At 69.3% G+C, this 13,382-nt stretch carries 13 protein-coding genes; 7 read left to right on the forward strand and 6 right to left on the reverse strand.

What is annotated here, in order from left to right:
• Positions 1 to 4: 4 nt before the first annotated feature.
• A complete protein-coding gene (locus QHF84_RS00985) occupies positions 5 to 1,171 on the forward strand; it encodes a hypothetical protein (RefSeq protein WP_281311223.1) in 1,167 nt (388 codons plus the stop codon).
• A 133-nt stretch (positions 1,172 to 1,304) separates the two neighbouring features.
• On the opposite strand, the gene QHF84_RS00990 is transcribed toward QHF84_RS00985, so the two are convergent.
• Both QHF84_RS00990 and QHF84_RS00995 read right to left on the reverse strand, forming a co-directional pair.
• Positions 1,305 to 2,420, reverse strand: coding sequence for a hypothetical protein (locus QHF84_RS00990; protein WP_281311224.1), 1,116 nt, complete (start codon positions 2,418 to 2,420; stop codon positions 1,305 to 1,307).
• 34 nt (positions 2,421 to 2,454) lie between these two features.
• Positions 2,455 to 3,636 carry a saccharopine dehydrogenase NADP-binding domain-containing protein gene (locus QHF84_RS00995; RefSeq protein WP_281311225.1) on the reverse strand — a complete coding sequence of 394 codons (1,182 nt, stop codon included), beginning with the start codon at positions 3,634 to 3,636 and terminating at the stop codon, positions 2,455 to 2,457.
• Between the two features lie 60 nt (positions 3,637 to 3,696).
• Here QHF84_RS00995 and QHF84_RS01000 point away from each other — a divergent pair, with 60 nt between their 5' ends.
• Complete coding sequence (locus QHF84_RS01000; protein ID WP_281311226.1) at positions 3,697 to 4,464, forward strand: NAD-dependent deacylase; 768 nt, start codon at positions 3,697 to 3,699, stop codon at positions 4,462 to 4,464.
• Between the two features lie 186 nt (positions 4,465 to 4,650).
• On the forward strand, positions 4,651 to 5,451 hold the full coding sequence (locus QHF84_RS01005; RefSeq protein WP_281311227.1) for a hypothetical protein: 801 nt from the start codon (positions 4,651 to 4,653) through the stop codon (positions 5,449 to 5,451).
• 353 nt (positions 5,452 to 5,804) lie between these two features.
• Here QHF84_RS01005 and QHF84_RS01010 read toward each other — a convergent pair whose 3' ends face one another.
• From QHF84_RS01010 to QHF84_RS01020, 3 genes are all read right to left on the reverse strand, one after another.
• Positions 5,805 to 7,466, reverse strand: coding sequence for a protein kinase (locus QHF84_RS01010; RefSeq protein ID WP_281311228.1), 1,662 nt, complete (start codon positions 7,464 to 7,466; stop codon positions 5,805 to 5,807).
• Between the two features lie 85 nt (positions 7,467 to 7,551).
• On the reverse strand, positions 7,552 to 8,256 hold the full coding sequence (locus tag QHF84_RS01015) for an NAD(P)H-dependent oxidoreductase (RefSeq protein WP_281311229.1): 705 nt from the start codon (positions 8,254 to 8,256) through the stop codon (positions 7,552 to 7,554).
• A 59-nt stretch (positions 8,257 to 8,315) separates the two neighbouring features.
• Positions 8,316 to 9,284: an ornithine cyclodeaminase family protein gene (locus QHF84_RS01020; protein ID WP_348652830.1), complete on the reverse strand. Its 969-nt coding sequence runs from the start codon at positions 9,282 to 9,284 to the stop codon at positions 8,316 to 8,318.
• A 110-nt stretch (positions 9,285 to 9,394) separates the two neighbouring features.
• On the opposite strand from QHF84_RS01020, the gene QHF84_RS01025 reads away from it, so the two are divergent.
• The 4 genes from QHF84_RS01025 (at position 9,395) to QHF84_RS01040 (ending at position 12,943) form a co-directional block, all read left to right on the forward strand.
• Positions 9,395 to 10,738, forward strand: coding sequence for a hypothetical protein (locus tag QHF84_RS01025; protein WP_281311231.1), 1,344 nt, complete (start codon positions 9,395 to 9,397; stop codon positions 10,736 to 10,738).
• A 452-nt stretch (positions 10,739 to 11,190) separates the two neighbouring features.
• The gene (locus QHF84_RS01030; protein WP_281311232.1) at positions 11,191 to 12,120 is read left to right on the forward strand and encodes a tetratricopeptide repeat protein; all 930 of its coding nucleotides are present in this window, start codon (positions 11,191 to 11,193) and stop codon (positions 12,118 to 12,120) included.
• Complete coding sequence (locus QHF84_RS01035) at positions 12,117 to 12,353, forward strand: hypothetical protein (protein WP_281311233.1); 237 nt, start codon at positions 12,117 to 12,119, stop codon at positions 12,351 to 12,353. The genes QHF84_RS01030 and QHF84_RS01035 overlap by 4 nt, the downstream gene beginning before the upstream one ends.
• Positions 12,354 to 12,664: 311 nt before the next feature.
• Positions 12,665 to 12,943, forward strand: a complete 279-nt coding sequence (locus tag QHF84_RS01040; RefSeq protein WP_281311234.1) for a hypothetical protein — start codon at positions 12,665 to 12,667, stop codon at positions 12,941 to 12,943.
• 16 nt (positions 12,944 to 12,959) lie between these two features.
• Here the strand turns inward: QHF84_RS01040 and QHF84_RS01045 are convergent, their stop codons facing one another.
• On the reverse strand, positions 12,960 to 13,103 hold the full coding sequence (locus QHF84_RS01045; RefSeq protein ID WP_281311235.1) for a hypothetical protein: 144 nt from the start codon (positions 13,101 to 13,103) through the stop codon (positions 12,960 to 12,962).
• Positions 13,104 to 13,382 lie beyond the last annotated feature (279 nt).

The raw sequence follows: 13,382 nt of genomic DNA on the forward strand, positions 1-13,382 counted from the left end.
AGACATGCTTCGAAACGAACTGGGCTCGATGGGGCGATGGGGGCGTGTCCTGGGCGTGATGGGCGCCCTTTCTTTGATTGCCGCTGCGTGTGGGTCGGGCAATGGCGAGACCGGCAGCGGGGGCAACGGCGCGGGGGGGAGCGGCGGCGCGGGCGCAAGCGGCGGCAACGGCGGCGCGGGCGCTGGCGGGAGCGGCGGCGGGGTCGGTGGCAGCGCCGGCAGCGGCGGCGGGGGTGGCGGCTCGGGCGGGTCGGGGACGCCGTCTGGGCTCTTCGAGGCGCCGAATCCCTGGAACAAGGATGTCTCGGCCCTGCCGAAGAACGCGGAGTCGGACGCGATCACGGGCTGGCTCGCGGACAATGGCGGCTGGGGCGCGGGCGCGTTCCGGATCGATTTCAGCATCGAGCTGCTCCAGGCCGACGCGAGCACCGAGATGCGCACGTTCGAGACCACGAACGACTTCTACGATCCCGATTGCGAGCACGTCCCCTTCCCCGTCCCCGCCGGCGGCGCAATCGAGGGCGAGCAGGGCTACGAGTGCACGAGCGACGGCGATTGCCATCTGCTCGTCGTGCATCAGCCGACGAAGACGCTTTATGAAATGTGGCGGGCGAACATCGTCGGCGGCACGTTCTACGGCGGCTGCGCGGTGACGTGGGACCTGACGAAGTCGTACCCGCCGAACCTGCGCGGCGAGGGCTGCACCTCCGCGGACGCGGGCGGCTTCCCCATCTCGGCGATGTTGTTCTCGGCGGACGAGGTGGCGGCGGGGTCGATCGATCACGCGATCCGGTTCATCCTGCCGAACGCGCGCATTCGCGACAACGTGTACGTGCATCCGGGTACGCACAGCACGGGCCCGACGTCGGGCGGCCCGAACGCCCCGCCTTACGGCGTGCGCTTCCGGCTGCGCGCGGATTATCCGCTCGACACGCTGCCGACCGAGGGAGCGCGCGTCATCGCGCGGGGCTTGCAGAAGTACGGCATGTTCCTGGCCGACGCGGGCAACATCGCGCTCACGGCGCAGAGCGATCGGTTCACGACCCACAAATGGGAAGAGGTCGGCGTGGACTCGTATGCGCTCGCGGACATCCAGCCCACCGACTTCGAGGTCGTCGACATGGGCGACCCGATTCAATGGAGCGGCGACTGCATGCTCAATCCGAAGTGACCGGCGTTCGGCCCCGGGTCACGCCTTCCGCGGCGTGCCCGGGACCTTCGCCGATTCGAGCTTCCGCGCGCCCCGGGATCGGGAAGCCAAGAGTTACCCTGCGCGTGCGCGGCGATCTCGAGCCCGTTCGACGTCAAAGCATCTCGGGGAAGTCGCTGAAGCGATCCTCGAAATGCAAGATGAACGGGTTCGTCTGGAGCTCGTAACGAAAACCTTGGATGGGCGCGATCGGGACGTCCATCGGCAGATCCTCCGTGCAGCCGCGCGTGAAGATCCAGGTCTCGATGGCCTGCCCCGTGAGGGCGTCCCGCCGCGCGACGCGGTCGAGCCGCGACCCGGACCAGGCGACGTCGGTGATGAACTTCTGCGTGCCCTGATCGAAGACGTCCCACGTGCGCAGGACGATCCGGCCCGCCTCGTAGGCAAAATCGATCGACTGATCGAGCACGCCGTCCCCTTTCGTATCGTACTCGACGCGTTCGATGAGCCCGCTTTCGTTCCAGCGGAAGTGGTAGACGTAGTCTGGCTGGCCATCGCCGTCGGAGTTGAATTCACCCCGCGAAACCCGCCCCGCCGCGAGGTCTTCGTAAAAAAAGTCGTCCGTGACGATCTGCTCGCCGTTCATGTACACGGTTTCAGCCTTCACGAGCCACTGGCTCGCCGCATAGAAGCGGCGAAACACGTACTCCTCCGTGCCGTCGCCATCGACGTCCCGCCCCGCTTCGAGGACGAACGGCTCGCCTCCGAGATGACGGTACCGCGTCACGCTGGAGAGGACCCCGTCGTTCCAGAACTCGTCCCGCTCGGGTTTGCCCGCAGCGTCGAAGAAGAACCGAGATTCGCTGTACGTGTCGCCTTCGGGCTTCGACGCGAGGTAGGTCGTGCGCACGACGTGCTCCTCGTCGTCCCATTCCCAGGTCATCTCACGGTGGGGGCTCCCGAAGCGGCCGTCCTCGACCGTCTGCGTGACGCGGCGGCCCTCCGCGTCGTAGCCGCGTTTCACGAGGAAGACCTGCTTTCCCTCCGCAGTCCGCTCGACGTACTGGAGGATGCGGCCGGCTTCGTCGTAATGGTAAACGGCCGCGAGGTGCAGCTCGTCGTCGAGGTGGTAGTCGATCCGATTCGTGCAGACCGCCCCGGGGACCGCGGATTCGTCCTCCACGGGCAGCGAATCCGCGGCGGCAGGGCCGCCGCAGCCGAACAAGGCGAGGGAGAGCAGGACGAGGAAGCAAAAACGAGGGAAAAGCATCCCCCGAGGCTACACGCCGAACCGCGCCGAGGGTTCAGCCTTCGAGCACTTCGAACCGGATCCCGGCGGCCTGGAGGCGCTCGATCAGCGCTTCGCCCATACCCGCGGCCGGGGTCACGACGCCGACGTGCGGCGGGAGCCGGTCCCGATCGAAGGCCAGGCAAAGCGCGCTCTCCGCGATCATCTTGGACGTCTCGCCATACCCGGGATCACCGCCGCTCACCCGCGTGAGCACGCGGCGGCTCGAGCTCCGGCCGCGGAACGTCACCTCGAACCAGCTCCGCGCGCGCTGCTCCGCGCTCGGGCCCTCCCCCGAGGGACGGAGCCGCGAGAGCAGCTTGCGCGCCGGGCCGATCTGCGAGAGCCCCACGACCGCGCCCATCCCGAGCGTGACACCCGCGAGCACCAGCGGCGACGAAAAGACCAGGTTGTGGCCATACCGAAAATCCGGGCCGTACACGTCGAGCGCGCGGGCGCTGCGCAGGACGATTTGCGGGTCGATCGAGGGCATGGGGCAAGCCCAGCCGCCGAGATCGGGCTCCTTGCGCACGCGCGGGCGGAGCTCCTCGACGACACGGCCTTCGGGCAGCGGATCCTTGGCCCACGGGCGCGCATTCGAAGCGGCGAAGCCGACGCCGCCCATTTCGTTGAGCAGCGATTGCCACGTGCCACCCGAGAACGAGCCCTCCGTGCGGACGAACCCTTCGAGCGTGATGGGCTCGCCCTTGGGGAGCTTCTGCACCGTGAAGAGCGCGCCGAGGTCATGCGGGATGCTGTCGAAGCCGCAGCAATTCACGATACGAACGCCCGCCTCGCGAGCCTCCTCGTGGTGCCGCTCGATCAGGCGATTGACGAAGCTCGGCTCGCCCGTCAGGTCGACGTAATCGGCGCCCTCGCGGACGCAGGCCTCGACGAGGGGCTCGCCATAGAGGGCATAAGGCCCGACGGTGGTGAGCACGACCCGGGCAGATCGGGCCATACGCGCGAGCGAGGCGGGGTCGTCGGAGCTCGCCTCGATCAGCCCGAGACGTGCGTCGCCCGGCAGGACGGACGCAAGCTCGCGCCGGACGCCTTCGAGCTTCTGGGCGTTGCGGCCAGCGAGGGCCCAGCGGAGGGGCTTCGTCCTCGACGTTTCGGCGAGGTAATGGGCGACGAGGCGGCCGGTGAAGCCAGTCGCGCCGAAGAGGACCACGTCGTATTCGCGCTCGGTCGTCATGGGCGGCTCGATACCATGGCGGGCCCTCGGGCGTGAAGGGCCGTGCTAGTCTCTCTGCTCATGAGCATCGAGCAGGCCGGAAAGCTCATCGCCGAGGCGCGATCGGTCCTGTTCATCACGGGCGCGGGCATCTCGGCGGCGTCGGGAATCCCGACCTACCGCGGCGTGGGCGGGCTCTACGGAGACCGCGTGACCGACGAGGGCATGCGCATCGAAGAGGCACTCTCGGGCCCCGTGTTCCGGCGCTCCCCAGAGCTCACGTGGAAGTACATCCACCAGATCGAAAAAGCCTGCCGCGGCGCCGCGCCGAACGCCGCGCACCGAACACTCGCGCGGCTCGAAGAGCGCCTCTCACGGAGCTGGGTGCTCACGCAGAACGTCGACGGCTTCCACCGCGCCGCAGGCTCGCGCAACGTGATCGACATCCACGGCGACATCCACCGGCTGCTCTGCACCGGCTGCACATTCACCGAGGTCGTCAGGGACTACGCCCACCTCGACCCCTGCCCCCGCTGCACCACGTGCGAAAAGGTGCTGCGGCCAGACGTCGTGCTCTTCGGCGAGATGCTACCGCGGGCGAAGATCGATCGGCTGCACCGTGAGCTCGAACGGGGCTTCGATGTCCTCGTCTCGGTGGGTACGTCGAGCCTCTTCCCGTACATCGCCGAGCCCGTGATCGACGCAGCGAGGCGCGGCGTACCCACGATCGAAATCAACCCCGAGCCGACGGTCGTCTCGCAGGCCATCGCGCTCCGCCTGCCGATGGGCGCCGTCGAGGCGCTCGAAGGCATCTGGCGGATCGTGGAGAGCAAGCCAGCCCGCACGTGATCAAGGTCGCCTGAGGCGCCTCCGCATCGGCCTCGGGTCCTCGATCGAGGACGGGAACCCTCAGCCCGCCACGCATGCACGGCCTCGAACCGCTGGCATATCGGTTGCTTGGCGCGCCGCGCTCGCCGAGAATCGCGCGAGTTCTTGGGGCACCCCATCGTGGTGCCGTGCTTGCGAGGAGAGGACATGAGGAACGTGAAGCAGATCCTGGTCGCTTTGGGGCTCGTGGCGTTCTTGGCCGGCTGCAGCGACGGCGGTAACGAAAACACGGGCGGCGCAGGCGGCGAAGGCGGCGCGGGCGGCAGCGGCGGCGCGGGCGGCGCGGGTGGCAGCGGCGGCGCGGGTGGCAGCGGCGGCGTCGATCTGCAGGCCCTCTACAAGGCTGCCGTCGTTGATGCCTCCGACCCGGAGGCGAGCGAGATCTCCGACAAGCTGACGGAGATCCGCCCGGACAACGGCGAGCTCGTGCTCGACGCGAACGGTCGGGTGAAGATGGTCACCTGGACCTCGTACACGGGCTACGACGCGCTCGTCGGCATGGAGACGAACCTCGCCGTGGAGGTGTGGGTCACGGCGGCGCCGAAGCTCGCGGACTTCTGCAAGGCGACGGGCCTCAAGGGCGCGGACCTCGACCTCCGGCTGGAGCAGCTCCTCGGCCTTCCGCCCGGGAACGGCAAGACCCGCGTCGTCGAGCTCTGGGTCCCGATGAACAGCATGTTCCGGCCCTCGCCCGATCCCGAGATCGACGACAACGTCGCGGAGCTCGACTTCCCCGCCGGCACGCCGCAGGCGCACATCGACTGGATCACCAACCTGCGAATGACCTCGTACGGGGACCCCGGGTATCCCTGGACCCAGCTCGGCTACACCTACGACTGGCTCCCGGGCGGGTCGAGCGAGGTCGGCCTGAGCGAGTTCGTCATCAACAAGGGAACGATGGTCGCGGTGGCGGCGGTGACGGGCCAGGAAGAGTACTGCACGCCGTAGTCGGGGAGGCGCCTCGCTGGGGCGTTGCCCCAGGCCCCACCGGGGCTATCCGCCCCTGGACCCGGACCAGCGCAAGCGCTGGACTCGGGGTCGATGAACTGCGCGATGCGCAGTTCATCGAACAGGCCGCATCAAGACCGGCTACGACCCTGCCAATCGAGACAGCCACGCTGCCGTCTCGACGGGCAACGCTGTCCCCCAACGGGCCCGTTGGAAGAACTGCGCACCGCGCAGTTCTTCCACCCACGGTCCAGGCCGTGCCTGGTCCGGGTCGAGGGGCGGATAGCCCCCGCGGGGTCCGGGGCAGCGCCCCGGCGCGACGTCCCCAAGCGACACACTTCCGTTCCTGCGCGCTAGCCCCACGTCCGCAAGAGGAACAGCCCCACCACGATCACCACGAGCGCGACCGCGATCCCCCAGACGAGGCGCGCTCGGCTCTCATCGCCCCGCTTCAGCGCGGCCCGCGAGCTGCGCGGGGCGACCACCTCGATCTCCCGACGCCCCGGTTTGTCTCCTGCCCCCGGCGGCAGATCCTTCTTTTCCCCGAGCACCCGCAGCCACTCGGCGAGCGCGCCGATCTCGCGCGTGATCTGGTCGAGCTGCGTCTCCGTGTTGTCAGCGATCGTCCGCAGCACGGCCGGCTCGGCCTCGCCTCGCTGCTCCTGCGCCTCGCGCAGGATCGCGCCGAGGAGCGAGAGCCGCTCCAGCACCTCGCGCATCGGGGTCATCTTGTCGCGCAGGCTCGTCACCTTGCGGGCGAGGCCGTCGATCCGGCCGAGCGCATCCTCCAGATCGCGCAGCCGCTCCTGCTGGTAGGACGCGACGAACGCCTCCAGCGCCTTGCGCATGTCGTTCGCCGCGGAGAACCGCTCCTCGGCCTCGAATGCGAGCGCCTTGACGAGCACGTGGTAGAGCCCCTCCGGCATGTACGCGGGCCGCGCGGGCGGCTCGTGCAAGAGCTTGGCGCGCCGCTCGATGATCTCGTGCACGCGCCCGTCGGTCGTCGCCGGGTACGGGACCGAGCCCGTCGCGAGCTCCCACAGGACCGACCCGATCGAGTGCAGATCCGACGCGGCGCCGATCTTCTCGCCCGTCGACTGCTCGGGGCTCATGTACGCGGCCGTTCCCGCCGTGCCGGGCATGCCCACGAGCGAGAGCGAATCGCTCTCGCCCTGCACCTGATCGAAGGCCCAGAGCCCGAGGTCGGTGATCTTGACGTCGTAGCCCTCGCGCTCCGGCACGTACCGCACGAAGATGTTCGCGGGCGTCAGATCGCGGTGCACGATGCGGTGGAAGTGCATCTTGGCCACGCCGCGCAGCACGGCGATGCCGATGCGGGCCACCTGCGCCGGCGGCAAGCGGCGCTCGATCGCGGGGAGCGAGGCCACGACCTCGGCGAGCGTCTGCCAGGGGACGTACTCGAGCGCGAGGTAGGCCGGCGCGACGTCGTCGAAGCCGAGGACGTCCACGAAGAACTGCTTGTGCTGCGCGAGCATCTGCGCCGCGGCGACCTCGCGGCGGAACATCTCCTTGAGCGACGCTTCGAGCTCCGGGGCGCCCTTCTGGATGACCTTCACCGCGACCCAGGGCCGGTCCTTCGAGGCCTGATCGTAGGCCCGGAAGACCGCGCCCATGCCGCCGCGGCCGAGCAGCTCGACGAAGAGGAAGCGGCCGCGCACGACGTAGGGCATCGCGGCCCAGCCCTCCGCGGGGCGCGGGCGCTCGCAGGCGCAGGAGAGCTGCGAGCCATCGGTGAACGTCCGCCAGCACTCGTCGCAGACGAAGAGCAGCGGCGCGGCGCCGGCCGGGGTCGCGGTGACGGAGGGCGGCGGGCCGTCGTAGAGGTGGCCGACGCCGGGGATGGCCTCGTTGCGGAAGAAGGGCGACGACTGGGCGCGGGGCGCGAGGGGCCGGCCGCGCACCGTGGGCGCGGGGCGGCTCGGAGGTGGGCTCACCACCGCGGCGCCGCCCTCGTCCGCCGGCTTTCGCTCGTCCTCGCCCTTGTCGGTCGTCACGGTCTCCGCGCCTCGCGGGCCGAGTATCTCTTGGCCTCCGGCAGAAAGCACGGGCGTTTTTCCCCGTGCGCCGCGCGCAGCGAGGTCAGGAGCGCGCGAGCCGGAACGACGGATCGTACGCGGAGAGCGGCGGATACGCGATCGGCGCGGTCGCGTCCCAGGCGAGCAAGCGCTCTCGATAGGCGGCGAGCGTGCGCACGCGATCTTGCTCGGTGCTACGCGCCGGCGCCCACGCGACGAAGGGCGGCAGCACGTCGAAGCCCACGTAGCGGAAGACGCCCTGGTTGACGGGCGCGAGCAGCATGTTCATGTCGCCGGCGAGGCCCGTCTCCTCGTACATCGTCGCGGGCCCGCCCGTGGTGACGGAGGCCATCGCGCGCTTGCCGCGCATCGTGCCGTGGTCGTACCAGCGCCCCGCGCCGTAGACGCGCTGGAAGGCGAAGACGCGATCCACCCAGCCCTTCAGGATCGCGGGCATCGAGAACCACCACATCGGGAACTGGAAGATCAGGGCGTCGCAGGCGAAGAGTTTTTCCATCTCCGCCTGGACCTCGGGCACGAAGCCGTTCGTCTCGACCGCGTGGGCCTCTTCGACCTGCTGCTTGAAGACGCTGGGGTCCTTGCGGCGCGTGAAGTTGTGCGGCCCCGAGACGGGATTCCAGCCCATCGCGTAGAGATCCGACACGACGACGTCGTGCCCCCCGCCCTCGAACGTCTCGACGGCGAGGCGCGTCATCGCGGCGTTGAAGCTCTTCGGCTCCGGGTGCGCGTGAACGATGAACACCTTCATGGCGTGGCGCTCCTTCAAAGAAAGACGGCGACCCCCCCGGGGGCGCCACGCGCATCGTATCAGCGGAAAAAGTCGAAGCCCGTCCCGACCCCGCGTTCGCGCGCGGCCGCATGCACGACCCGCGCGAGCGCGACGTCTTGCACGGCGAGCCCCGTCGAATCGAACACGGTGATCCGCGCGCCCTCGCGTCCCGGTCGCTTGCCCGCGAGGACCTCGCCGAGCGTCGCGTGGATCTGCTCGCGGCGGAGCAGGCCCGTTTCCAGGGGGACGTTCACCTCGCCGCTGTGCGTGGCCTGCTCCCAGTCGTCGATGACGACGCGACCCTCGACGAGGATCGCGGGATCGAGCTCCTGCTTGCCGTGCGCATCCGCGCCGATGGCATTCACGTGCGCGCCGTCCTTCACCCAGGCGCGCTTCACGACGGGCGCGCGCGCGGGCGTCGAGGCATTCACCACGTCCGCGCCCGAGGCCTCCTCGATCGACACGACGCGGCCACGCGCCTCCTCGGCGAAGGCGCGCGCGGCGTGCTCGGAGACGTCGGCGCAGAGGACCTCGAACGTGTCGCCATAAACCGCGCGATGCGCTTCGAGCAGCGTGCGCGCCTGCACGCCGCACCCGACGAACCCCACGGTCTTCGGCGGGCGCGGGGCGAGGTGCTTCGAGGCGATCGCGGCGGCGGCGCCGGTGCGCACGGCCGTGAGGAGCGTGGCATCCATGACGGCGAGGGGCAGCGCGGTCGCGGGATCGGTGAGGATGTACATGCCCATGACGGCGGGCAGATCGAAGCGCGCGGGGTTCTCCGGGTGGGAGTTCACCCACTTGACGCCCGCGGCGCCGTCCACGTACGCGGGCATGGCGCGCAGGTCGCCGTGGTAGGCGTCGAGCTCGAGGTAGACCTTCGGCGGCATGAGCGCGCGGCCTTCGCCATGCGCGGCGAAGGCGGCTTCGACCGCGGCGATGGCGGCATCCATCGAGAGGAGCGAGCGGACGTCGGAGCGCGAGAGAAGGATGGTTGCGTGCGGAGGCATGGGCAGGCGGGCGGTATAGATCAGCGCGCGGCTTGCTTCCATCGTCTGGCGAGCGAGGGTTCCGCAGAGAACACAGGCGCGAGCAGGGGAGCATGGTAATCTCGGCGTCGATGAGCCCTCCGGATCCCTCCCGCAGCCTCGTCGTCTCGTCGCGTGCCTTCGAGCATCCGGCCAAGACGCTCGACGATGCTGTACGGCTCTGCGACCCGTTCACGCCGCTGCATCCGAAGGAGGACGAGGATCTTCGCCAGGATCTCCAGAGCGTCCGCGGCGGCGACCGCCTGGCGCTGGTCGCGCGCAGCATCCGGCGGGCGGGGGGTGTCCCCACGTTGCACCTCCTGAGCGGCCACCTCGGCAGCGGCAAGACGACGGAGCTCTTGCGCATGCAGCGGCGCCTCGCGTCCGCGGAGGGCGGGGGCTCGCCGGTCGCGACGCTTTTCCTCGACGCCGACCATATGCTCGACCGCACGAGCGTCGACCTCGAGGACATCCTGCTCGCGCTCTGGGGCCTCGTGTACGAGCAGCACCCCGCGGCAGCCGCGAAGGTGCTCGTGCCGCTCTGGAAGAAGCAGATCGGCGATAGCCTGGGGACGGTCGTCAAGAACCTGCCGAGCGGCATTCCCCAGGCGATCCAGAAGGCGCTCGATTACATCCGCGTCCAGGGCATCGAGCAAAAGCAGGTGGTGCGCGCGTCCCTCGCGTCCGTGGTCCCCGCGCTCATCGAGGGCTTGAACCAGGCGTTCCAGACGATCCGCGAGACGCCTCCATTCGACACGTCGGAGCCGCTCGTGGTGCTCATCGACAACCTCGAAAAGCTCTCCGAGGGCCAGCGCGCGGGCGTGGAGCGGCTCTACCTCGACCGCCTCGTCGCGTTGAAGGGGCTCGACGCGCACCTCGTGCTGACGGTGCCGCTGTATCTCTGTTATGCCGCGGCCGGGGCCGGCCTGATCGGGCTTTACGGGGGCAAGGTCGTCGTCTTGCCGATGATCGAGGTGAGCAAGCGGGTAGCGCAGGGCGGCGGCGACAATCCCCTCGGCTTGCGCGCGATGGTGGAGCTCTTGCAGCGCCGCGTGCGGTTCGATCTGCTTTTCGAGGAGGGCGATCAGGCGGCGCTGCGGATCGCGCAGGCCTCGGGCGGGTGCATTCGCCATGCGCTTCGGATCGTGCTCGACGCGGTGAACGAGCACGACGATCCGCCGGTGACGGCGACGTCGGTGAACCGCTCGATGGCGGGCGTGCAGGCCGATTTCGAACGCGCCCTGCCCGAGCCTTACGTGCCCGTCCTCAGGCACGTGGCGAAGACGAACCGGTTCCCGGACGATTGCAAGGAAGAGGTGAAGCGTGATCTGTTGCGCCACCTCTTCGTGCTCGAATACCAGAACGGCGATCCCGAGCCCTGGTGGGCCGTGCATCCGCTGGTCCAGACATGTCGGAAGTTCCGCGAGCACAATTGACCCGGCCGGGGCCGCTCGCGCGGCTCACGGAGGAATCGGAGCATCGCCTCGACGTGCTGCGGCGTGGGATGCGGCGCTCGAAGTCGTTCGCGCTCTTCGTGGTGCTGGCGTCGGACGCGGCGCGGGCGGAGGTGCTGTGGCGGCTCCGGGAATGGAGTGGTCGGGATGGGGTCCCGGAGCTTTTGTTTTTTTCGTGGAGGCAGGACGCGGCGCGGGAGCTGGATCGGTTTCTTGCGGCTGCCAATCGAGAGAGCCCACTGGCAGGAGCCGTGGTGCCGTATGCGGAAGTGCTGCTCGACGCGGAGGGAGGGCGGGCCCTCGCGGAGCTGAACATGGGCCGCGACATGCTCGGACGGCTCATTACGGGGCCGCTCGTGCTCGTGGTGCCGGCGTCGCGCGCGGGGGAGCTTGCGCGTGCGGCGGAGGATCTGTGGGACGTGCGGGCGGGGACCGTGGTCGTCGAGGCGGAAGCGGCGGCGGACGCGAAAGCGGACGCGAAAGCGGACGCGAAAGCGGACGTGGACGCGGGCGTGGACGCGGGCGTGGAGGGGCAAGCGAGCCATCTGCGAGAAATCGAGGCATCGGGGGAGGTTGCGCCGGGGGCACTCGTGGATGCCTGGGTGAGAATTGGTGATGCCTTTTTCAAGGCGACCTTGTACGACGAGGCAATACACGCTGCGAAGGAGGCGGAGCGTCTTGCGCGGGGGGTGGGATATACGGGAGGGCTCATCCACGCATTGGTCCTTCGTGCGGGCGTACTCGAAACGACCGGCCCGTTCGAGGAGAGCGTGAGGGTGTCGAGGGAAGCGCTGGCTCATTCTAGGGTCGTGGGAATGCGGGGGGTCGAGTCGGCCAGCCGCTTCATCCTGGCAAGAGCGTTGCGTCGCGGAGGCCAGTCCGAGGAAGCGCTGCAACACTTGGATGCAGCCCTCCACGACCTCGAAGGTATCGACATGCCCCGCGAACGCGCCTTCATCCTCGGCGAGATTGGCGACATCCTCCAAGCTCGCGGGCAGCTCGACGACGCCCTGCGCATCCAGAAAGAACAGCTTTCCATCTTCGAGCGCATCGGCGAGGATCGCGCGCGCGCCATGACCCTCGGCCGGATCGCCAACATCTTGCAGGCGCGCGGCCAGCTCGACGACGCCCTGCACATCCGGCAACAAGAGCAGCTCCCGGTCTTCGAGCGACTTGGCGACGTGCGCTCGCTCCTCGTCGCCCGTACGAACCTCGCCCAGGACCTCCTCACCCGCAACGCCCCCGGCGACCGCAACGAAGCCGCCCGCCTCCTCCGGCTCGCCCACGCGGAAGCGGAGAGGCTCGGCCTGCCGGAGGCGGAGCACATCCGCCAGATCCAGCAGAGCCACAACCTCCCCACTTGAAAGCGCTCGCGCGGGTCCTGGTCGCCGGGCAGACAGCCCGCGACCTCCAGGCGAAGGTCGGCGACGTCAGGGCGGACGTGAGCGACCTCCGGGCGGACGTGAGCGACGTCCGGACGGACGTGGGCAAGGTCCGGGCAGATGTGGGCGACGTCCGGGCAGACGTGGGCGACGTCCGGGCAGACGTGGGCGACGTCCGGGCGGAGGTCGAGGGACCTCCGGTCGTCGTTGCGTGAGCACCTGGGGGGGATGGCGGAGCTTCGGCCGGACGTCGCGGCATGTCCTGCCGGAGAGGATCGAGCTCCTGGCAGATGTGATGGACCGCCGATCGGACCTGGATGAGCTCGTCCCGGAGGTGGCGGACCTCCTGTCGGAGGTCGATCGGCGTCCTGTCGGAGGTCATGTGACCTCCGACAGGACGTCGACGTATCACCGATCGGAGGTCGATCGACCTCCGATCGATGATCCGTTGTGGGACCCCCGATGAACTTTTTGCCCCCCATCCCCGACTCGTGCTCTTCCATGTTGCAAGGGAGGACACCCATCCATGCACCATCTGCCGTTCACGCCCCTCGGCGCGCTGGAGCTCGCGGGACGATTCGAGCGGCTCTCGCTCGGAGAAGGCGCGCGCGACGTCGAACCCGGCGGGGCCACGAGCGCCTCGGCGGCGATTCGATGGTGGGCGACGCGGTTCTGCGCCGTCTCCGCTGCTGGGTATTTCACGGCGTACGATACGGCGCCCATCGAGGAGCCCGAGACGACGCAGTCCTGGCTCGGCATCCTGCGCGCGACGTTCCACGTGCCGGTGGAAAGACTCGTGCGCTGACCGAGAGACGAGAGAATCAGGCCCGGACAACCCGACACGCAAAACACTTGTACGCCTGCTGTCCGGACAGCGCGTCGAAATGCCGGTCGTCGATGAGCACGTTCGCGGGCTCGTACCGCGGCAGCCCGAGATCGTCGCCGACCTTCTGCGCCGGGCGCATTCGGCGTGAAGGCGAGCGGGGAGCCGCTGTTCACGCCCGAAGCGCGCTGACGAGCTCACGCAAGGAGCTGTCATCTGGGAGGCGTCGCGCTGGGGCGTTGCCCCAGGCCCCACCAGGGGCTATCCGCCCCTGGACCCGGACCAGCGCAAGCGCTGGACCCGGGGTCGATGAACTGCGCGCTGCGCAGTTCATCGAACAGCCGATTCAAGACCGGCGAGCGGTCCTGCCCATCAAGACCGCCGCGCGGACGCCTCGAGGGGCAACGCCGTCTCTGGCCTC

Source organism: Polyangium sp. y55x31, from assembly GCF_029946505.1.
In the GTDB taxonomy this organism is placed as follows: domain Bacteria; phylum Myxococcota_A; class Polyangia; order Polyangiales; family Polyangiaceae; genus Polyangium.